Source organism: Allgaiera indica, assembly GCF_900106675.1.
GTDB lineage: Bacteria > Pseudomonadota > Alphaproteobacteria > Rhodobacterales > Rhodobacteraceae > Acidimangrovimonas > Acidimangrovimonas indica.
Genome location: NZ_FNOB01000015.1, coordinates 64,433 through 83,160, shown reverse-complemented (window position 1 = coordinate 83,160; position 18,728 = coordinate 64,433). Strand labels below are relative to the sequence as shown.

Here is an 18,728-nt window from a genome sequence, read left to right as displayed (position 1 = left end):
GCGAGAGTTTATCCATGGTATCCGTTCCTTCCAGCTCTCAGCTCATCCAGTTTCCGCCGTCCACGTTATAGGTCTGGGCGACGATGTAATCGGCCTCGGACGAGGCCAGGAAGATTGCCATGCCGGTCAGATCCTCGGCGGTGCCCATGCGGCCATAGGGCACGGCCGCGCCGACCTCGCGCTTCTTCTGGCCCGGCGCCTTGCCCTCGTATCGGGCAAAGAAGGCGTCGACACCGTCCCAATGCTCGCCATCGACCACGCCGGGCGCGATGGCGTTGACGTTGATCCGGTGGTCGATCAGGTTCAGCCCCGCCGATTGCGTCAGGCTGATCACGGCGGCCTTGGTGGCGCAGTAGACGGCAACCAGGGCCTCGCCCCGCCGCCCGGCCTGCGAGGCCATGTTGATGATCTTGCCGCCCTGCCCGCGCGCGACCATGTGGCGTGCCACCGCCTGCATGGTGAACAGCGTCCCGGCCACGTTCACCGCGAAGACGCGGTCGTAATCGGCGCGGGTGATCTCGGTCAGGGGCGCGGCGGTGAAGAGCGCGGCGTTGTTGATCAATATGTCGATCCGGCCCATCCGCTCAACCGCCGCGGCAACGCCTGCCTCGATGCTGTCTTGCCGCGTCACGTCCATGTCGACGGCATGGCAGCCCGGTCCCAGATCCTGTGCCGCGGCTCTGGCGCGGGTCAGGTCGATATCCGCGATGGTGACCTGCGCGCCTTCGGCCAGATAGGCCCGGGCGAACGCAAGGCCGATCCCCCGGGCGGCACCCGTGATCAGCGCGCGTCTGCCTTGCAGGCGCTTCATGCGATGCGTACCCCTTGGGCGTCGAACCGGTGGATCTTGGTCCGGTCGGGGGACAGGTGAACGATGTCGCCCGCCCTGAACGGAACTTCACCATCGGCGCGGACGGTCATCGGCGCTTCCCGGCCGGCGACTTCGACATGAAGAAAGGTGTCAGAGCCCAGATGCTCGGACACCACGACCTTGCCCGACCAGACACCGCCCTCGGCCACGATCGCCAGGTGCTCGGGCCGGATGCCGATGGTATGAGCCCCGTATTCGTCTGCTTCGGCGCCGGCGACGAAGTTCATCTTGGGCGAGCCGATGAAACCCGCCACGAACAGGTTTGCCGGCGCGCGGTACAGATCCAGCGGCGATCCCACCTGTTCGATCCGGCCCGCATGCAGCACCACGATCTTGTCGGCCATGGTCATGGCCTCTACCTGATCATGGGTGACGTAGATCATCGTGGTCTTCAGGCTGTTGTGCAGTTCGGAAATCTCCAACCGCATGTTCACCCGCAAGGCCGCGTCGAGGTTCGAAAGCGGCTCGTCGAACAGGAACGCCGCCGGTTCGCGCACGATCGCCCGGCCGATCGCCACCCGCTGACGCTGGCCGCCCGACAGCTGCCCCGGTCGGCGGTCGAGGTAATCGCCAAGGTTCAGCACCCTTGCGGCGTTCTCGACACGGCGGTCGATCTCATCGCGGGGCATCTTCGCCATCTTCAGCGGGAAGGCGATATTCCTGCGCACCGACATATGCGGGTAAAGCGCGTAGGACTGGAACACCATCGCCAGCCGCCGGCGCGCAGGCGGCAGCGTCGTCGCGTCCTGCCCGTCGATCGAGATGACGCCGTCGGTCACGTCCTCGAGCCCTGCGATCAGCCGCAGAAGGGTGGATTTGCCACAGCCCGAGGGGCCGACGAAGACCACGAATTCGCCCTCGTCTATGTCCAGGTCCAGCGGCGGGATCACCTCGACATCGCCGAATCTCTTCACGACCTTGGAAAGCTGTATCTGTCCCATGAGGTCCCCCTATTTCACCGCGCCAAAGGTCAGGCCGCGGACAAGCTGTTTCTGGCTGAACCACCCCAGGATCACGATCGGCGCGATCGCCATCGTCGAGGCGGCGGAAAGTTTGGCGTAGAACAGGCCCTCGGGGCTGGAATAGCTGGCGATGAACGCGGTCAGCGGCGCGGCGTTGGCGGCCGTCAGGTTCAGCGTCCAGAAGGCCTCGTTCCAGGCGAGGATGATGTTGAGCAGCAAGGTCGAGGCGATCCCCGGCACCGCCATCGGGGTCAGCACATAGAGGATCTCGTCGCGCAGGCCCGCGCCGTCCATCCGCGCGGCTTCCAGGATCTCGCCAGGGATTTCCTTGAAATAGGTGTAGAGCATCCAGATGATGATCGGCAGGTCGATCAGCGTCAGGATGATGACCAGCCCGGTGCGCGTGTCGAGCAACCCGTAATTGCGAAACAGCAGATAGATCGGGATCAGCACGCCCACCGGCGGCAGCATCTTGGTGGATAGCATCCACATCAGCACGTTCTTGGTCTGCTTGCCGGGCACGAAGGCCATCGACCATGCCGCCGGGATCGCGATCGCAAGCCCGATCACGGTCGAGCCGACCGAGATCACCACCGAATTCCAGAAATGCAGGAAATAGTCCGAGCGCGCGTTCACCTCGATGTAGTTTTCCAGCGTCCAGTGGAAGAACAGGAAATGCGGCGGCACCGACACGGCCTCTCCCTCGGTCTTGAACGAGGTCAGCACCGTGTAGAGGATCGGAAAGAAGATCAGGAAGGCGATCACCCAGGCGATCGCGGTGACGATCAGGCGGCGGCGGGTGGTGACACGGCGGGCCATGGCTTAAACCTCCTGTTCTGCGGTGAGGGGCGCGCGGATCATCCTAGGCGTCCAGGTTCTTGCCGATCATCCGCATCAGGAAGATCGCCACGATATTGGCCAGCACCACGGCGACCAGACCGCCCGCGCTGCCGCCGCCCACGTCGAATTGCAAGAGCGACTGGGCATAGACCAGATAGGTGAGGTTGGTCGACGCATTGCCGGGCCCGCCATTCGTCGTCACCAGGATCTCGGCGAAGACCGACAAAAGGAAGATGGTCTGGATCAGGATGACCACGGTGCCGGCGCGCGACAGATGCGGCACGGTGATTTGCACGAAACGCGCGACGGGACCGGCGCCGTCCATCTCGGCCGCCTCCATCTGTTCGCTGTCCAAGGATTGCAGCGCGGTCAGCAGGATCAGCGTGGCGAAGGGCAGCCATTGCCAGGCGACGATCAGGATGATCGAGAACAAGGGCGCTTGCGACAGGAAGTCGAAGGGCTGCAGGCCGAAGCTTTGCGCGATCCAGGCGAAGATGCCGTTCACGGGGTTCATGAACATGTTCTTCCAGATCAGCGCCGAAACCGTGGGCATCACGAAGAACGGCGCGATCACCAGCACCCGCACGACCCCCTGCCCCCAGATCGGCTGATCGAGCAGCAGCGCCAGCAGCGTGCCACCGATTGTGGTGATCAGTAGCACCCCGGCCACCAGCACCAGCGTGTTGACCAGCGCGGTGCCGAAGGCGGGATCGGTCAGGAAGTAGTAGTAATTCTTGAAGCCGATGAAATTATGCGGCCCCGGGATCACCAGATTGTAGTTCAGGAATGAGAAGTACACCGTCATCGACAGCGGGATGATCATCCAGCCCAGCAGCAGCAGAACCGCGGGTGAGATCATCAAGCGCGCAGCCGCGCGCGAATGTTTGGTGGCCATCGTCTCCTCCCTGAACCGAAAGCGGAATGTCGATGCGGGGCCGGCTCAGGAGGGAACCGGCCCCGCGGATGGCAAGGAGGCCTACTTGATGTAGCCGGCCTTGCTCATTTCGCGGGTAGTCAGGGCTTGTGCGTTTTTCAGCGCCTGGGCTCCGGTCTCACGCCCGGCGAGCGCGGCCGAGAATTGCTGACCCACCGCCGTGCCGAGGCCCTGGAATTCCGGGATCGCCACGAATTGCACGCCGACATAGGGCACCGGCTTCACGGTCGGATGCTCGGGGTCGGCCTTCTCGATCGACTTCAGCGTCATCTCGGCGAAGGGGACCTTGGCATAGTCGGGGTTCTTGTAAAGCGAGGTCCGGGTGCCCGGAGGCACGTTGGCCCAGCCGTCCTTCTTCGCCACAAGTTCGGTGTATTCCTTCGATGTCGCCCATTCCACGAAGGTCTCGGCGGCCTTCGCCTTCTTGGTGCCCGCCGGGATCGCCAGCGCCCAGGACCACAGCCAGTTGCCATCCTTGTCGACGCCCTGCTTGTGCGGCGCCATGGCAAAGCCCACGTCCTTGGCCACCTTCGAATCCTTGGGGTTGGTCACGAAAGAGGCCGCCACCGTGGCGTCGATCCACATGCCGCACTTGCCCTGCTGGAACAGCGCCAGATTCTCGTTGAAGCCGTTCGACGAGGCACCGGGGGGGCCGTAATTCTTCATCAGGTCCAGATAGGTAGCCAGGGTCTCTTTCCACGGCTTGGTGTCGAACTGCGGCTGCCATTTCTCGTTGAACCAGCGCGCGCCGAAGGAATTCGACATCGCGGTGATCAGGGCGATGTTCTCGCCCCAGCCGGCCTTGCCGCGCAGGCAGATGCCGTAGATGCCATCCTTCTTGTCGGTCATCGCCTTGGCGGCCTTCTTGATGAAGGCCCAGGTCGGCTTCTCGGGCATCGTCAGCCCGGCCTTCTTCATCAGGTCGGTGCGATACATCGTCATCGAGCTTTCGCCGTAGAACGGCGCGGCATAAAGCGTGCCCTTGTAGCTAAGGCCCTTGCGGATCGCCGGCAGCAGATCGTTCACGTCATAGCTGGCGGGGAATTTCAGTGGCACCAGCCAGCCCTGCTTGGCCCAGATCGGAACCTCATAGGTGCCGATCGTCATCACGTCATACTGGCCGGCCTTGGTGGCAACATCCGTGGTCACCTTCTGGCGCAGGACGTTTTCCTCCATGGTCACCCATTTGACCTTGATGTCGGGGTGCAACTTGTAGAAGTCGCCCATCATCCCCTGCATCCGGATCATGTCGCCATTGTTCACGGTCGCCACCGTGATCGTGGTCTCGGCCATCGCCCCCCCGGCGATCAGGCCAAGGGCACACGCGCCCATCAGCGCGCGAACATTCATATTCATCACTCTCCTCCCAAGATGCATGAGCATATGCCCATCTGGCGGGCATATGCTCACTCAACCATGCCAAAGTGTCAACTCAAAATCTCGCCCGCATGCGAAATCACGCGAGATTCGGAACCAAAGGCGGCAACGCCTGATCCGGTTGGAGCAAGCTTCGACAGCGAATCCGGGCGTTTATCCCGGACGGGTTGCGAAGTGTTCAGGGGCTATTCGGGGGATTCCAGAAGCGCCTCGGCGGTGTCTTCACCGGTCACCAGACCGTTCAGAAGCCCGCCCTTCAGCGCGGCGCGCAGCGGAACCACCTTGTCCGGCCCCGCGGCGATTCCAATCACTTCGCCGCACGGCTTGCCACCGGCGCGCAGCCCGCCGACACGGCGCGCGAGGCCCTCTTCGATATAGCGCCCCTCGGCGTCGAAGCAGGAGGTCACGATCTCGCCCACCGCGCCCAGCGCGCGCTGCTCGCGCAGGTCACGATCCGAAATGAAGCCGTCTACATAGATCGGCGCGCTTTCGCTCATGTGGCCGACGCCAACGAAGGTGACATCGGCCTGATCGGCCAGCCGCGCGACGATCTTCAGCTGCGGCAGCGAATAGAACATGCGCCGGATCTCCTCATCGTCGATGATCACCGGCAGGGGCATCGGGTAATGCGGCGCGCGCACCGTGTCGGCCATCCGCATGATCACGTCGTAATTCGAGGCCGTCCCGTCCGGCGCGATATTGCCGACCAACGAGACCAGCTTGTGCTGTTCGCAGGTCATCTTCGGCAATTCCTCGACCGTGGCGCGCAGCGCGCGACCCGTGCCCAGCGCGATGATCAGCGGATCGGGCTGGCGCAGGAAGCGCTCCATCACCTCGGCCGCGACCGGAGCAAGCCCATGGGTCGGGTCGGCCCCCGGCCCCGGGGACGGCGCCACCCGCACCATGCGCAACCCGTGACGTTGCTTCAGCGCGGCCTCCAGCGCCAGACAGCGGGCGATGCGATGTTCCAGCCGGACATGGATCAACCCCTCGGACATTGCCTTGGAAACAAGACGTTGCGCGCGCTGGCGCGAAACGCCCAGCTCGGCCGCGATCTGATCCTGGGTCAGCCGGCCGACATAATACAGCCACCCCGCCCGCGCCGCGGCATCGGTCGCGCTGTCTTCCGCGTCAAAGGCGGGTTTCCTGTTCACGGCACGGTCTCCTTGCGCTGCAAGTCAGGGAATTGCACGAAAAAGTCGGCAAATCCAGCAAGCGTGACATCCGGGCGCGGCGCCTCCGGCGGCAGGACGGCGCCGGCGATATGGCTTCCGCCGGCAAACCAGCACAGCCGCATCTGCGCCGCCCGGCCCGCGCGCAGGCCGGTCAGGCTGTCCTCGATCACCAGGCAGCGCGCCGGCCGGGCGCCCATCTTCGCGGCGGCATGTTCGAACAGATCGGGCGCGGGCTTGCCATGGGCCACCTCGGAGGCGGTGAACAGCCGCCCCGCGAAGCGCGCCGTCAATCCGGTCAGTTCCAGCGACCGGGCGGCACGTTCCGGGCTTGATGACGTAGCGGCGCAATATGGTACCCGCAGCCGGTCGATGACCTCGGCGACGCCGGGCATCACCTGCAGGCCGGTCTCGAAGGCGGACAGCAGGCGGGCGCGGTAATCGGCCTCGAAATTTCGGGGCAGGTCGATGCCGAAGGTCTCGCGCACGTTCTGCAGCACCACCGGATAGGATCGCCCCAGGAAATGCCGCGCGACATAGCCCATGTCGATCGCCACCCCATGCCGGGCCAGTTCGGCGATCAGCATGCGCGCGCTGATCACCTCGCTGTCGATCAGCACGCCGTCGCAATCGAAGATCACCAGATCGATCGCCGCCGTCTCTGTGCCTGCCGTCATTTCGTCTCCTTGCGCGGCGCGCCGGCGCCCGGCCCAAGACTAGCGCGACGCTGGGCAATTGCTCAAGCAGACGCGAAATGCCCGTGCCGTTTTCATCCGGCCGGGCGGCACGGCGCCCATTGCATCGGCCCGGGCTTGCGGCGCAGACTGCGCCCAGCAAAGGAGCCCATCATGCAGATCACGCGCAACGGATCCAGGCCCTCGGGCCCCGGCCCCGAGGAGTATTTCACCGGTCAGGTGCGGATCGACCCGCTGATGTCGCCCGACGCCCCGGCGCGGGTGGCCGGCGCCCATGTCACCTTCGAGCCCGGCGCCCGCACCGCCTGGCACACCCATCCGCTGGGTCAGACGCTGATCGTCACCTCGGGTCTGGGTTGGTGCCAGTCCGAGGGCGGCCCGGTTCAGGAAATCCACCCCGGCGACGTGATCTGGTTCCCGCCGGGCGAACGCCATTGGCACGGCGCCAGCGCCGCGACCGCCATGTCGCATATCGCGATCCAGGAACGCGATGAAACCGGCAGCGCCGTGACTTGGCTGGAGCAGGTGACCGAGGACGAATACAAGCGCTGAGAGAGTCGCGCCGAATTTCGCCCAATTAATAGGCAGATATAGGGGAACCCCCCGGCACATAGGCATAAATCGGCCATTCGATTTGGTCGCATTTGACCTTTCGTAGCTTTGGCGCAATGTGGCCCGAAAATTCACAGCCCGCCACCTGCCGCAAAGAATTCGCCAGTGCCCCACGTCTCTGATTCGCGCCTGTTCGCCTCGTCTCCCCATCCCGGCCGCCGCCGGGTGCTGGGTTATCTTGCCGCCTCGACCGTGCTGGCGGGCGGCCTGCCCCGCGCCGCCCGGGCCGCGGGTCAGGACGCCGCCACCACCCCTGCCCCGGCCGCCGCAGCCCCCGCGCCGGCCGCCGTCGCCCCCGCGCCGGAGGCACCACGGCCGTTTTCCTACGATATCCTCGCGCAGGAGATGAAAGCCCGCGCCGCCAAGCCGCATGTCGAGCGCACGCTGGCCAATTCGCCGCTGACCAAGCTGACCTACGACGACTACCAGCGCATCCAGTTCCGGCGCGATCACGCCCGCTGGCAGGGCAAGGAAGAGATGTTCCGCCTCGAGGCCTTCTATCTGGGCTGGCTCTACAAGACGCCGGTCGAACTTTACCAGGTCGAGGACGGCAAGGCCACGAAGATGGCCTTCCGCAACGAGGACTTCCAGTTCTACAACCCGATCAGCGTGAAGATCCCCGAAACCGGGCCGCTGCCGGGCGTCGCGGGCTTTCGCCTCAACACGCCGTTGAACCGGCCCGACAAGTTCGACGAAATGGTCTCGTTCCTGGGCGCCAGCTACTTCCGCGCGTTGGGGCGCGGCAATGTCTATGGCCTGTCGGCACGCGGGCTGTCGGTGAACACCGCGATCTCGGGGGCCGAGGAATTCCCCGAATTCACCAATTTCTACCTAGAGAAACCCGCCCCGGCGGCCGAGACGGTGACCCTATACGCCGCGCTCGAAAGCCCCTCGCTGACCGGCGCCTACCGCTTCGTGATGAAGCCCGGCGCCGCGACCACGATGGAGGTCACCGTGCAGCTGTTCCTGCGCGCCGACATCCAGCAGCTGGGCGTGGCGCCGCTGACGTCGATGTATCTCTTCGGCGGCAATGACCCGGGGAATTTCAACGATTTCCGCCCCGAGGTGCATGACAGCGACGGGCTGATGCTCGACGATGGCGGCGATCTGCGCTATTGGCGGCCGCTGAACAATCCGCCGCAGCTTGCGACGTCCTATTTCAGTGCCGAGAACCCGCGCGCCTTCGGCCTGATGCAGCGAGACCGCAACTGGAACGACTATCTCGACGCCCAGGCATTTTACAATCTGCGGCCCTCGCTGAAGGTCGAGCCGCTGGGCGATTGGGGCAAGGGCGCGGTGCGGCTGGTCGAGATCCCCTCGCAATCCGAGGCCAACGACAACATCGTGGCCTTCTGGATCCCCAGCGCGCCCGCGAAGGCCGGCGATGCGCTGACTTTCGCCTACCGGCTAAGCTGGGGAATGCTGCCGCTGCCGCCGGATCAGACCCTGGCGCATGTCCAGCGCACCCGTACCGGCCATGGCGGGGTAGCGGCGACCAAGTCCAAGCTGGACAGCAGAAAATTTATTGTGGATTTCGAGGGCGGCCTGCTTGGAAACCTGCCCTCCAATGCCGATGTAAAGGCGCGATTAACGGTCGCTAAAGGAAAGGTCGAGCAGCAGACTCTCTCGAAGATCGAGGGAACCAAAACATGGCGTTTCGTCGTTGATGTATCGGCCCCGAAAGGCACGATCATCGAGTTGAGCGCGGTGATCGAAGGCTACGGTCGCACGCTGTCCGAAACTTGGCTCTATCAATGGATCAAAGAATGATCTTCTCCTCTGCTGCCACCTCCAACACCACCGCCGCGCCGGGTACCGATACCCTGACCGCGGTCGGCGACCCGACGGCGCATGCCGCCGATTTCACCCCGCCCGCCGCACCGATGGCGATGCCCAAGCAGGTGCTTGAACGGGCGGTCGGGCGCGGGCAATCGCGCCGGCTGCGACTGCCGTTCTTCGGCGGACGGATGCAAGGCCAAAGCTGATGCCCAGCCCCCTGCCCGCCGACGCGCCGACCCGCGCGGCGCGGGTCCTTGCGCTTGCCTTCGCGGGCGTGATGGGCCTGGGCGCGGGCGGCCTGATCCTGATGGCCTCCGAATCCACCGGGATCGGCCGGCTTGACCTGCTGCGCGCCCTCTTGATGCTGGTCACCACCGCCTGGCTTGCCTGGGGCGCGGCGCAGGCGCTGATCGGGCTGGTCAGCCGCCCGCCGGCGCCACCGCCCGCGGTGCCCGACGACGCGCGGCCCGACAGCCGGGCCCCGGATGGCCTGACCGTCGTGATGGTGCCGATCTGCAATGAGGATCCGGTCGCCACCTTCTCGCGCGTGGCCGCGATGGCCGCCTCGCTGGAAGAGGTCGGGCTGCGCGACAGCGTGCATCTGGCGATCCTGTCCGACAGCCGTGACGACGCGGTGGCGCAGCGCGAACGCTTCTGGTTTGACCGCCTGCTGACGGAAACCGGTGCCGAGGGGCGCCTGTTCTACCGCCGGCGAAGTTCGAACGAGGGCCGCAAGGCCGGCAATATCGAGGATTTCATCCGGCGCCACGGGGCGGCCTATGAATTCGCGGTGATCCTGGACGCCGACAGCCTGATGGAAGGTGCGACCATCGCCGAGATGATCCGCCGGATGCGGGCCGAGCCGCGGCTGGGTCTTTTGCAGACCCTGCCCAGGATCGTCGAGGCAGAGTCGCTTTTCGGCCGCGCACAGGCCTTTTCGGCCGCGTTCTACGCGCCGGTCTTCGCGCGCGGCCTGGCGCGGATGCAGGGCAGCACCGGCCCGTTCTGGGGCCACAACGCCATCGTCCGCACCCGCGCCTTCGCCGAAAGCTGCGGCCTGCCGGAACTGACCGGCCCCGCCCCCTTCGGCGGCCCGGTCCTTAGCCACGATTACGTCGAGGCCGCGCTTCTGGCGCGGGCCGGCTGGATCGTGCGGCTCGATGACGATCTGGAAGGCTCCTACGAGGAAGGCCCCGAGAATATCGTCGCCCATGCCCGGCGCGACCGGCGCTGGTGCCAGGGCAACCTGCAGCACGCCCGCATCCTGCCGGCGCCCGGGTTGCGCATGTGGAACCGCTTTGTCTTCGTGCAGGGTATCCTGGCCTATGTCTCGTCGCTGATCTGGGGTGCGTTCCTGCTGGTTTCGGCGCTGTCGGTGCTGAACGTGGGACGGCCGAACTACTTTCCGCTGCCGCATCAGCTGTTCCCGGTCTTCCCCGACGACCAGACCAAGAAGATCGTCGGCCTGGCGATCGGAGTGGTGGGCCTGCTTGTGCTGCCCAAGCTGCTGATCTGGGTCAAGGCCGCGCTGGACGGGCGCGCGCGCGGCTTCGGCGGCGCGGCGCGGGCTTTCGGGTCGTTCTTCGCGGAACTGGCGCTGTCTTCGCTCAGCGCGCCGGTGATGCTGATGTATCAGGGCCGCGCGGTGCTGCAGGTGCTGTTCGGGCGCGACGGCGGCTGGCCGACCAACCAGCGCGGCGAGGGCCGGCTGACCCTGGCCGAGGCCTGGGCCGCCAGCGGCTGGATCGCGCTGACCGGCGCCGCCTGCCTGGGCGGGCTGTTCGCCATGCTGCCCGAATTGTGGCTGTGGATGGCGCCGATCTTCGTGCCGATGATGGCCGCGCCCGTCCTGATCGCCGCCAGTTCGCGCCCCCTAGGACGCCCGTTCTTCACCACCCCGTCCGAGGCCGCGACGCCCCCCGTCCTATGCCGCGCTCGCGCGGTCCATGCCGCCTGGCGGCGATCGGCGCCACAGGGAACACAGGCCGCCAAGACCCGCGCCGCCGCCCTGCCCTGAGGCGCCGCGCTCACGCCGGCCCGGCCGCCGCCAGAAGCTGGGCGTTGCCGCCCGAGGCCGTAGTGTCGATGCAGACGTGGCGCTCCAGCAGCACGCGGCCCGCATCCGGCGCCTCGGCGATCAGCGGCAGGATCGGGCCGGGCCGCGCCGCCAGCGCCTGCGCATAGGCGCGCCCCGCCTCCGCCTCACCCCACCAGATGACGCCGGAAAAGCCCTGTAAATCGGTCAGCGCCTCGGGCGCCAGCGTGCCTTCCGCCGCCACCGCCTTGGCCCCCAGCGCGGTCACCGCCGCCACCTGGCGCGCCGCGGCCTCCGCCCCCGGGCCGAGGCACAGCAGCGGCGCGCGCGGGTACAGCGACAGCCGGTTCGATTCCCCCGTCGGCCCCGGCAGATCGCTCACCCGCACCGCGCCCAGCCCCGGCCGCGCGGCGCCAAGCGCCGCCTGCAGCCGTGCCGGATCGGCCGGGCCGGGCCAGTCGCCCGCCGCGGGCCGGGCCGCGCGGGTGAAGCGGATCAGGTATTCCGGCCCGCCCGCCTTCGGCCCGGTGCCCGAAAGGCCCTCTCCGCCGAAGGGCTGGCTGCCCACCACCGCGCCGATCTGGTTGCGGTTGACATAGGTGTTGCCCACATGCAGGCGGTCCACCAGCATCTGCACGCGGTCGTCGATGCGGCTGTGCAACCCGAAGGTCAGCCCGTAACCGGTTGCGTTGATGTCGGAAATCACCCGGTCCAGATCGCGCCCCTTGAACCGCGCGACATGCAGAACCGGGCCGAAGACCTCGCGTTCGAGATCCTTGATGCCGGTGACGCGGATCGCCGCGGGGGCGATGAAATGGCCAACATTGAGGGCGGCCAGTTCGTGCAGTACGCGACCGTCTGCGCGGGCCTTGGCGACGTATTCGGCAATGCCGGCCTGCGCCTCGGCGTCGATCACCGGGCCCACATCGGTGGCCAGATCCCAGGGGTTGCCCAGCGCCAGTTCCTCCATCGCGCCGAACAGCATCGCCTCGATGCCCTCGGCCACGTCCTCTTGCAGATAAAGGCAGCGCAGCGCCGAACAGCGCTGACCGGCGGACTGGAAGGCCGAGGTCAGGATATCGCGCACCGCCTGTTCGGGCAGCGCGGTGGAATCGACGACCATCGCGTTCAACCCGCCGGTTTCGGCGATCAGCGGCGCGTCGGGGGCAAGATGCGCGGCCATCGCCCGGCGGATCGCCAGCGCGGTATCGGTCGAGCCGGTGAAGGCCACCCCCGCGACACGGGCGTCCGAGGTCAGCGCCGCCCCCACCGTCGGCCCGTCGCCGGGCAGCAGTTGCAAGGCGGTCTCGGGCACCCCCGCCTGATGCAAGAGCCGCACCGCCAGCGCGGCGATCAGCGGCGTCTGTTCGGCGGGCTTGGCGATCACCGCGTTGCCCGCCGCCAGCGCGGCCGAGATCTGGCCGGTGAAGATCGCCAGCGGAAAGTTCCAAGGAGAGATGCAGACGAAAGTCCCCCGCGCGGGCTGCGTCAGCCCCGCGGCGCCATCGGCATAGTAGCGCAGGAAATCGCAGGCCTCGCGCAATTCCCCCACCGCGTCGGCAAGCGATTTGCCCGCCTCGCGCGCGACGATCGCGAAAATCGCGCCGTATTCCTCTTCATAGAGGTCGGCGGCGCGGCGCAGCACCGCGGCGCGCTCGGCGGCGGGGACGTCCCAGACCCGTGCGGCGGCCAATGCGGTTTCCACGTCCTCGGGCGCGGCCGGTGTGACGCGGCCCACCGCATCGGCGGGGTCGGCGGGGTTCGGGGCCTCGAACGGCGTGCCGCCCGTCACCGGCCCGGCGATCATCGGGGCGGCGTGGAAATGCTGGGTGCGATAGGGGGCGCGGGCGGCCTCGATCGCCGCCAGATCGGCAGCCTCGGTCAGATCCCAGCCGCGCGAATTGCCGCGCGCGCCGAAAAGATCCGGGCCGCGGCGGATGGCCGGGTTCGCGGGCGTCGGCAAAAGCGGCGCGATCGCGGCGAAGGGACAGGCGGCAACCACCTCTGGCGGCACGTCCTCATCCACGATCTGGTTCACGAAGGAGGAGTTGGCGCCGTTTTCCAGCAGACGCCGCACCAGATAGGCCAGCAGATCGCGATGCGCGCCAACGGGCGCGTAGATGCGACAGCGGGTGCCCTCTTCTGCATGGACGATCTCGTGCAGGCGCTCGCCCATGCCGTGCAGACGCTGGAATTCGAACGCCGCGCGGTCGGTGGCCATTTCCAGGATCGCAGCCACGGTATGGGCGTTGTGGGTGGCGAATTGCGGATAGATCCGGTCGGTCATGGACAGCAGCTTGCGCGCGTTGGCGATATAGCTGACGTCGGTCGCGGCCTTGCGGGTGAAGACCGGAAAATCCGCCAGCCCCAGCACCTGGGCGCGCTTGATCTCGGTGTCCCAATAGGCGCCCTTCACCAGCCGCACCATGATCCGCCGGTCCAGCCGCCCCGCCAGCTGATACAGCCAGTCCAGCACCGGCCCCGCGCGCCGGCCGTAGGCCTGCACCACCACGCCGAACCCGTCCCAGCCTTTCAGTGCCGGATCGGACAGCACCGCCTCGATCACGTCAAGCGACAGATCCAGGCGGTCGGCCTCTTCCGCGTCGATGTTGAAGCCCAGCTGCGCCTTCGCCGCCTGCCGCGCCAGCTTGCGCACGCGCGGCACCAGTTCCGCCATCACCCGGTCGCGCTTGGCCACCTCGTAGCGCGGATGCAGCGCCGAAAGCTTCACCGAAATTCCGGGGTTGGCGCGGATGTCGCCGGTCTTCGCCGCCCCCGCGATCGCGGTGATCGCATCACCATAGGATTTGAGGTAGCGCAAGGCGTCCTCGCCGGTGCGCGCGGCCTCTCCCAGCATGTCGTAGCTGTAGGAATAGCCCTTGGCCTCCATCCCGGCGGCGCGGTCCATGGCCGACTTGATCGTCTCGCCCAGCACGAACTGGCGGCCCATCTCCTTCATCGCGCGGCCCACGGCGGTGCGGATCACCGGCTCTCCCAATCGGCGCACGGCGGCGCGCAGATGGCCGGCGATGCCCGGCTCGCCCTCGTCCAGCACCCGGCCGGTCAGCATCAAGGCCCAGGTCGAGGCATTGACCAGCGACGAGGCCGAGCGGCCCAGGTGCCGGCCCCAGTCCGACGGCGCGATCTTGTCCTCGATCAGCGCGTCCATCGTGGGCGCGTCGGGCACGCGCAGAAGCGCCTCGGCCAGACACATCAGGGCGACGCCCTCGTCGGTGGACAGGCCATATTCGGCCAGGAACACCTCCATCAGACCGGGCCGGGCGCCGGCACGGATGGCGCGCACCAGCTGGGCGCCGCAGGCATTGATGCGGGCGCGATCCGCGTCACCCAGCGCGGCCTGGTCGATCAGGCGCTGCAGCAGCGGGCCCTCGGGGGCAAGCGTGGATGCGCGGATCGTCGCGCGCGGGTCCTGTGGCACGGAAACTTGCATGGCGTGATTCTCCAGTTTGTTCCATGATAGCGGGAAGCGGCCACCCGTTTGTCCCGATTATCGCGAAATGGCGGGCCGTATGACTGGAGTTGAGGGGTATCACGATGCAAGAGGACGCCGCCGATCTGGACCGCTTCGACCGCGCGATCCTGCGGGTGCTGTCGGCCGAGGGACGGATCAGCGCGACGGAGCTGGCGCGACGGATCGGGTTGTCGAAATCGCCCACCCAGGCGCGTCTGAAACGGCTGGAGGAAAGCGGCGTGATCACCGGCTATCGCGCGCTGCTGGATCCGATCCGCATGGGTCTGGCGCATGTGGCCTTTGTCGAGGTGCGGCTGTCGGACACGCGCGAGGCCGCGCTGCAGGCCTTCAACCGCGCCGTCGCCGCGGTCCCCGAGATCGAGGAATGCCACATGATTGCCGGTCATTTCGACTATCTCCTGAAGGTCCGCACCGCCGATATCGCGGATTACCGCAAGGTGCTGGCGGAACAGATCTCGGCGCTGCCCCATGTCACCTCGACCTCGACCTATGTGGCGATGGAATCGGTGAAGGACAGCCCGATCTGAACGCTAGAGCACCTGATCGGTGCGGCGGACCACGCGCCAGCGGCGACGGCTCTGGAAGGTTCGGGAATGCCAGTCCTTCGCGGTCGGATGGATCCGTTCCGAGGCGTCCTGGCCGACGACCCGCCGCTGGCGCAACAGAAACATCTTGCCCCAGCCCGACCAGGTGCCGACCATCGGCGCGTCTGGGTCGATGGCGAAGCGCTGTCGCCAGCCCTCGGGCAGCGTCAGACCCAGCGCCTCGCCCTGTTCCAGCATCCACACCAGGGGGATGTTGGCCAGCGGGCGGGCGGCCTCAAACTCTCCCAGCATGCCGCCCACATCGCCGTGGGTGCCGCGGAACCAGACCTGTTCCACCCGCCCCGGCCAGGCCTCTGGCGTGTTCCACAGCACCGGCGCGAAGGCCAGCCGCGTCTCGTCCAGCGCCAGCGCGTGAAAGCCCCGCAGGATCGCTGGTCCCAGGTCGTGATTGTGAAAGGCATGGCGCGGCGCGGAAAACCGATGCAGGATCGGCAGCCGCCAGCCCAGCGCCTTCACCGTGTCCCAGACGCCGATCATCTCGATCTTCACGTCCTTGTGGCAGAAACGCTGGGCGAAGGCCGCGGCGGTCTCATGGCTGACGGGCATCTGGTAGTGGCGATAGGCGGTGCGAATGTTGCGCACATTGGCGTGTTCGGCCCGCAGCAGGCCCACCCGGTCGATCACCCCCGCAAGCGAACGCACCGCATAGGCGCCCCGCGAATAGCCCATCAGGAAGATCCGGTCGCCCGGCCGGTAGCGCGACGCCAGGAAGCCATAGGCGCGGCGGATCTGGCGGTTGATACCGCGCCCGGCGATCACATCGGCCGACTGGCGCCAGCTTTGCCACTGGATCCCGGCCTCGTAGTAAAGCGACAGGTGCGGCGAGGGCGTGCGTTCCGCCAGCAGCTTGTAGGCAAGCCCGGCATTGGTTTCCCGCCCCTCGTCCAGGGTCGAGAGCGTGCCGTCCAGGATCACCACATGATCGACGGGTCCGCGGCGCCGGAGACCCGGCGCCTGCGAGGCATACCTGCGGCCGGGCCAGATCCAGCCAAGGAGGCGCTTAGCGAGGCTCACCGCCCTCCCCCGAATGTTGCAGCCAGCCCCAGATGCGCGCAGGCGTCAACGGCATGTCGACCTTGCGCACGCCGCGCGCCCACAGCGCATCCAGCGCCGCATTGGAGATCGCGGCCAGCGCGCCGACGGTGCCGGCCTCGCCGCAGCCCTTCATGCCCAGCGGATTGGCCGTCGAGGGCACGGGTTCGGTGGTGAAGCGCATCATCGGCATGTCCTTCGCGCGGGGCAGCGCGTAATCCATGAAGGAACCCGTCAGAAGCTGTCCGGTTTCATCGAAACCCACCTGCTCCATCACCGCCTGGCCGAAGCCCTGCGCCACGCCGCCATGCACCTGGCCTTCCGCCAGTTGCGGGTGCACCAGATTGCCGAAATCGTCGGTGACGGTGTAGCGGTCAAGCACCAGCTTGCCGGTCTCGGGGTCGATCTCGACCTCGGCGACATGGGCGCCGTTGGGGAAGGACCGGCCCGGCAGGGTCATCCGTTCGGAATGGCGCATCAGATCGTCGCGGCCCCGCGTGCGGGCCATCGCGGCGGCTTCCAGCAGCGTCGGCGTCAGGTTCGAGCCGGCTGCACGGAAGCGGCCGTCCTCGAAATCCGGGCGGCTGCCCATCTCTTCATCCAGAAAGTCGGCGTAGGCCGCAACCAGCTTGGTCACCGTGACCAGCGTCGCGTTGGCCTGCGTGGTGACCGAACGCGACCCGCCGGTGCCGCCGCCCCTGGCGATCAGGTCGCTGTCGCCCTGCACCACCGCGATCCGGTCGACCGGGATGCCGGTCCGGTCGGACAGGAACTGGGCATAGACGGTCTCGTGCCCCTGCCCGTTCGACTGGGTGCCGACATAGAGGTTCACGCCCCCGGCTTCGGTGAACTCGACGGTCGCGCCCTCGCTCGGGTCGCCCAGGATCGCCTCCAGGTAATAGCTCAGCCCCAGGCCGCGCAGCTTGCCCGCGGCCTCGGACGCCGCGCGGCGGGCCTTGAAGCCGGCGATATCGGCCTCGGACTCGATGCGCGACAATACGCGATCGAAGTCGCCCACGTCATAGGTTTCGCCGGTGGCGGTGGCATAGGGAAAGGCGGCGGGCGCAATGAAATTGCGCCGGCGCAGGGTGAATGGATCGACCCTCAATTCACGCGCGGCATGGTCCATGGCGCGTTCCAGCATGTAGATCGCCTCGGGCCGTCCGGCGCCGCGATAGGCATCCACCTGGGTGGTGTTGGTATAGATCCCGCGCGCCCGGATGAAGGCCGCCTGCACGTCGTAAACGCCGGTCAGCACGCGCGAGAACAGCTGCGACTGGATCAGCTGGCCGAACACCGAATTATAGGCGCCGAGGTTTGACAGGATATCGACGCGGTAGCCGATCAGCCGCAGGTCGGCGTCGAAGGCCAGTTCGGCGGTCGAGACCAGATCGCGGCCGGAATTGTCGGTCAGCATCGCCTCGCCCCGATCCGACATCCAATGGCAGGGCCGCCCGGTGATCTTCGCCGCTCCCGCCAGGGCGAATTGCTCCGGGTAGGGGCCGTTCTTCATGCCGAAGCCGCCGCCGACATCGGGGATCGTCACCCGCACCTGCGCGGGGTCGGTCGAGAAGGCCTTTGCAAGAAAATCCTTGTGATTCCATACCCCTTGACCATTGAAGGCCAGATGCAGCCGCCCGTCGCGCCATTCGGCGGTGGCACCGCGCGGCTCCAGCGAGTTGACGATGACGCGGTTGTCCTCGACCGTCAGCGTGACGCGATGCGCGGCGCCGGCAAAGGCCGCCTCTACCCGCGCCGCATCGCCCATCGACCAGTCATAGGCCAGGTTCTCCGGCGCCTCGGGGTGCAACGCCATCCCGCCGGGGGCGATGTCCAGATGCGCGGGCAATTCGTCATAGCTGACCTCGACCGCCTCGGCCGCGTCGAGCGCCTGGGCCTTGGTCTCGGCCAGGATCAGCGCCACGGGTTCGCCCACGAAGCGCACCTTGTCGCGCGCCAGCGCCCGGCGTGGCGGGGCGGCGGCGGCGGTGCCGTCGGAATTGGTCACGGTGATCGCCGGCAGATCGGGCGTCATCCCCGCGGCCTCGAGATCCGCAAGCGTCAGGATGGCATGGACGCCGGGCATGGCGCGCGCGGCCTCGGTGTCGATCCCGGTGATGGCGGCATGGGCGACGGGCGCGCGCAGGAAATGCGCGATCAGCGCGCCTTCGGGGATCTGGTCGTCGACATAGCGGCCTTCGCCGGTCAGGAACCTGACGTCTTCTATCCGCTTGATTGACTGGCTTTCTCCGAACGCGTTCATGCCCTGTCCCTTGCTGTTGTCGCACCGGCAACCTAGCCGCAGCAACGGCGGAGTCCAG

At 67.1% G+C, this 18,728-nt stretch carries 15 protein-coding genes; 5 read left to right on the top strand and 10 right to left on the bottom strand.

What is annotated here, in order from left to right; all coding sequences use genetic code 11:
• Positions 1-37 precede the first annotated feature (37 nt).
• From BLV97_RS14120 to BLV97_RS14090, 7 genes are all read right to left on the bottom strand, one after another.
• Positions 38-811, bottom strand: a complete 774-nt coding sequence (locus BLV97_RS14120) for an L-iditol 2-dehydrogenase (RefSeq protein ID WP_035837547.1) — start codon at positions 809-811, stop codon at positions 38-40.
• Positions 808-1,812, bottom strand: a complete 1,005-nt coding sequence (locus tag BLV97_RS14115; RefSeq protein ID WP_035837546.1) for an ABC transporter ATP-binding protein — start codon at positions 1,810-1,812, stop codon at positions 808-810. Before BLV97_RS14115 ends, BLV97_RS14120 begins: the two co-directional genes overlap by 4 nt.
• Positions 1,813-1,821: 9 nt before the next feature.
• Entirely contained in the window at positions 1,822-2,652 is an 831-nt protein-coding gene (locus BLV97_RS14110; protein ID WP_035837545.1) for a carbohydrate ABC transporter permease, read from the bottom strand.
• A 43-nt stretch (positions 2,653-2,695) separates the two neighbouring features.
• A complete protein-coding gene (locus tag BLV97_RS14105; RefSeq protein WP_035837543.1) occupies positions 2,696-3,568 on the bottom strand; it encodes a carbohydrate ABC transporter permease in 873 nt (290 codons plus the stop codon).
• 81 nt (positions 3,569-3,649) lie between these two features.
• Complete coding sequence (locus tag BLV97_RS14100; RefSeq protein WP_035837541.1) at positions 3,650-4,963, bottom strand: ABC transporter substrate-binding protein; 1,314 nt, start codon at positions 4,961-4,963, stop codon at positions 3,650-3,652.
• A 206-nt stretch (positions 4,964-5,169) separates the two neighbouring features.
• The gene (locus BLV97_RS14095) at positions 5,170-6,138 is read right to left on the bottom strand and encodes a sugar-binding transcriptional regulator (RefSeq protein WP_035837539.1); all 969 of its coding nucleotides are present in this window, start codon (positions 6,136-6,138) and stop codon (positions 5,170-5,172) included.
• Positions 6,135-6,833, bottom strand: coding sequence for an HAD family hydrolase (locus BLV97_RS14090; protein ID WP_035837537.1), 699 nt, complete (start codon positions 6,831-6,833; stop codon positions 6,135-6,137). The genes BLV97_RS14095 and BLV97_RS14090 overlap by 4 nt, the downstream gene beginning before the upstream one ends.
• A 171-nt stretch (positions 6,834-7,004) precedes the next feature.
• Between BLV97_RS14090 and BLV97_RS14085 the strand changes: the two genes are divergently transcribed.
• From BLV97_RS14085 to mdoH, 4 genes are all read left to right on the top strand, one after another.
• Positions 7,005-7,403, top strand: coding sequence for a (R)-mandelonitrile lyase (locus BLV97_RS14085; protein WP_035837535.1), 399 nt, complete (start codon positions 7,005-7,007; stop codon positions 7,401-7,403).
• 165 nt (positions 7,404-7,568) lie between these two features.
• Positions 7,569-9,233, top strand: a complete 1,665-nt coding sequence (locus BLV97_RS14080) for an OpgD/OpgG family glucan biosynthesis protein (RefSeq protein WP_035837533.1) — start codon at positions 7,569-7,571, stop codon at positions 9,231-9,233.
• Positions 9,230-9,448 carry a hypothetical protein gene (locus tag BLV97_RS14075; RefSeq protein ID WP_035837531.1) on the top strand — a complete coding sequence of 73 codons (219 nt, stop codon included), beginning with the start codon at positions 9,230-9,232 and terminating at the stop codon, positions 9,446-9,448. Before BLV97_RS14080 ends, BLV97_RS14075 begins: the two co-directional genes overlap by 4 nt.
• Positions 9,448-11,259 carry a glucans biosynthesis glucosyltransferase MdoH gene (gene mdoH / locus BLV97_RS14070; RefSeq protein WP_035837529.1) on the top strand — a complete coding sequence of 604 codons (1,812 nt, stop codon included), beginning with the start codon at positions 9,448-9,450 and terminating at the stop codon, positions 11,257-11,259. Before BLV97_RS14075 ends, mdoH begins: the two co-directional genes overlap by 1 nt.
• A gap of 10 nt (positions 11,260-11,269) precedes the next feature.
• Here mdoH and putA read toward each other — a convergent pair whose 3' ends face one another.
• A complete protein-coding gene (putA, locus tag BLV97_RS14065) occupies positions 11,270-14,728 on the bottom strand; it encodes a bifunctional proline dehydrogenase/L-glutamate gamma-semialdehyde dehydrogenase PutA (RefSeq protein WP_081824861.1) in 3,459 nt (1,152 codons plus the stop codon).
• Between the two features lie 104 nt (positions 14,729-14,832).
• Between putA and BLV97_RS14060 the strand changes: the two genes are divergently transcribed.
• Positions 14,833-15,297: an Lrp/AsnC family transcriptional regulator gene (locus tag BLV97_RS14060; protein ID WP_035837527.1), complete on the top strand. Its 465-nt coding sequence runs from the start codon at positions 14,833-14,835 to the stop codon at positions 15,295-15,297.
• Between the two features lie 3 nt (positions 15,298-15,300).
• Here BLV97_RS14060 and BLV97_RS14055 read toward each other — a convergent pair whose 3' ends face one another.
• On the bottom strand, positions 15,301-16,389 hold the full coding sequence (locus BLV97_RS14055; RefSeq protein ID WP_081824860.1) for a DUF2235 domain-containing protein: 1,089 nt from the start codon (positions 16,387-16,389) through the stop codon (positions 15,301-15,303).
• A complete protein-coding gene (locus BLV97_RS14050) occupies positions 16,376-18,670 on the bottom strand; it encodes a xanthine dehydrogenase family protein molybdopterin-binding subunit (RefSeq protein ID WP_035837525.1) in 2,295 nt (764 codons plus the stop codon). Before BLV97_RS14050 ends, BLV97_RS14055 begins: the two co-directional genes overlap by 14 nt.
• Positions 18,671-18,728: the final 58 nt, after the last annotated feature.

Coding starts and splice junctions, on each gene's coding strand:
- BLV97_RS14120 (WP_035837547.1), bottom strand. CDS start 811: ATGAAGCGCCTGCAAGGCAGACGCGCGCTGATCACGGGTGCCGCCCGG.
- mdoH (WP_035837529.1), top strand. CDS start 9,448: ATGCCCAGCCCCCTGCCCGCCGACGCGCCGACCCGCGCGGCGCGGGTC.
- BLV97_RS14085 (WP_035837535.1), top strand. CDS start 7,005: ATGCAGATCACGCGCAACGGATCCAGGCCCTCGGGCCCCGGCCCCGAG.
- putA (WP_081824861.1), bottom strand. CDS start 14,728: ATGCAAGTTTCCGTGCCACAGGACCCGCGCGCGACGATCCGCGCATCC.
- BLV97_RS14050 (WP_035837525.1), bottom strand. CDS start 18,670: ATGAACGCGTTCGGAGAAAGCCAGTCAATCAAGCGGATAGAAGACGTC.
- BLV97_RS14090 (WP_035837537.1), bottom strand. CDS start 6,833: ATGACGGCAGGCACAGAGACGGCGGCGATCGATCTGGTGATCTTCGAT.
- BLV97_RS14075 (WP_035837531.1), top strand. CDS start 9,230: ATGATCTTCTCCTCTGCTGCCACCTCCAACACCACCGCCGCGCCGGGT.
- BLV97_RS14115 (WP_035837546.1), bottom strand. CDS start 1,812: ATGGGACAGATACAGCTTTCCAAGGTCGTGAAGAGATTCGGCGATGTC.
- BLV97_RS14105 (WP_035837543.1), bottom strand. CDS start 3,568: ATGGCCACCAAACATTCGCGCGCGGCTGCGCGCTTGATGATCTCACCC.
- BLV97_RS14060 (WP_035837527.1), top strand. CDS start 14,833: ATGCAAGAGGACGCCGCCGATCTGGACCGCTTCGACCGCGCGATCCTG.
- BLV97_RS14110 (WP_035837545.1), bottom strand. CDS start 2,652: ATGGCCCGCCGTGTCACCACCCGCCGCCGCCTGATCGTCACCGCGATC.
- BLV97_RS14100 (WP_035837541.1), bottom strand. CDS start 4,963: ATGAATATGAATGTTCGCGCGCTGATGGGCGCGTGTGCCCTTGGCCTG.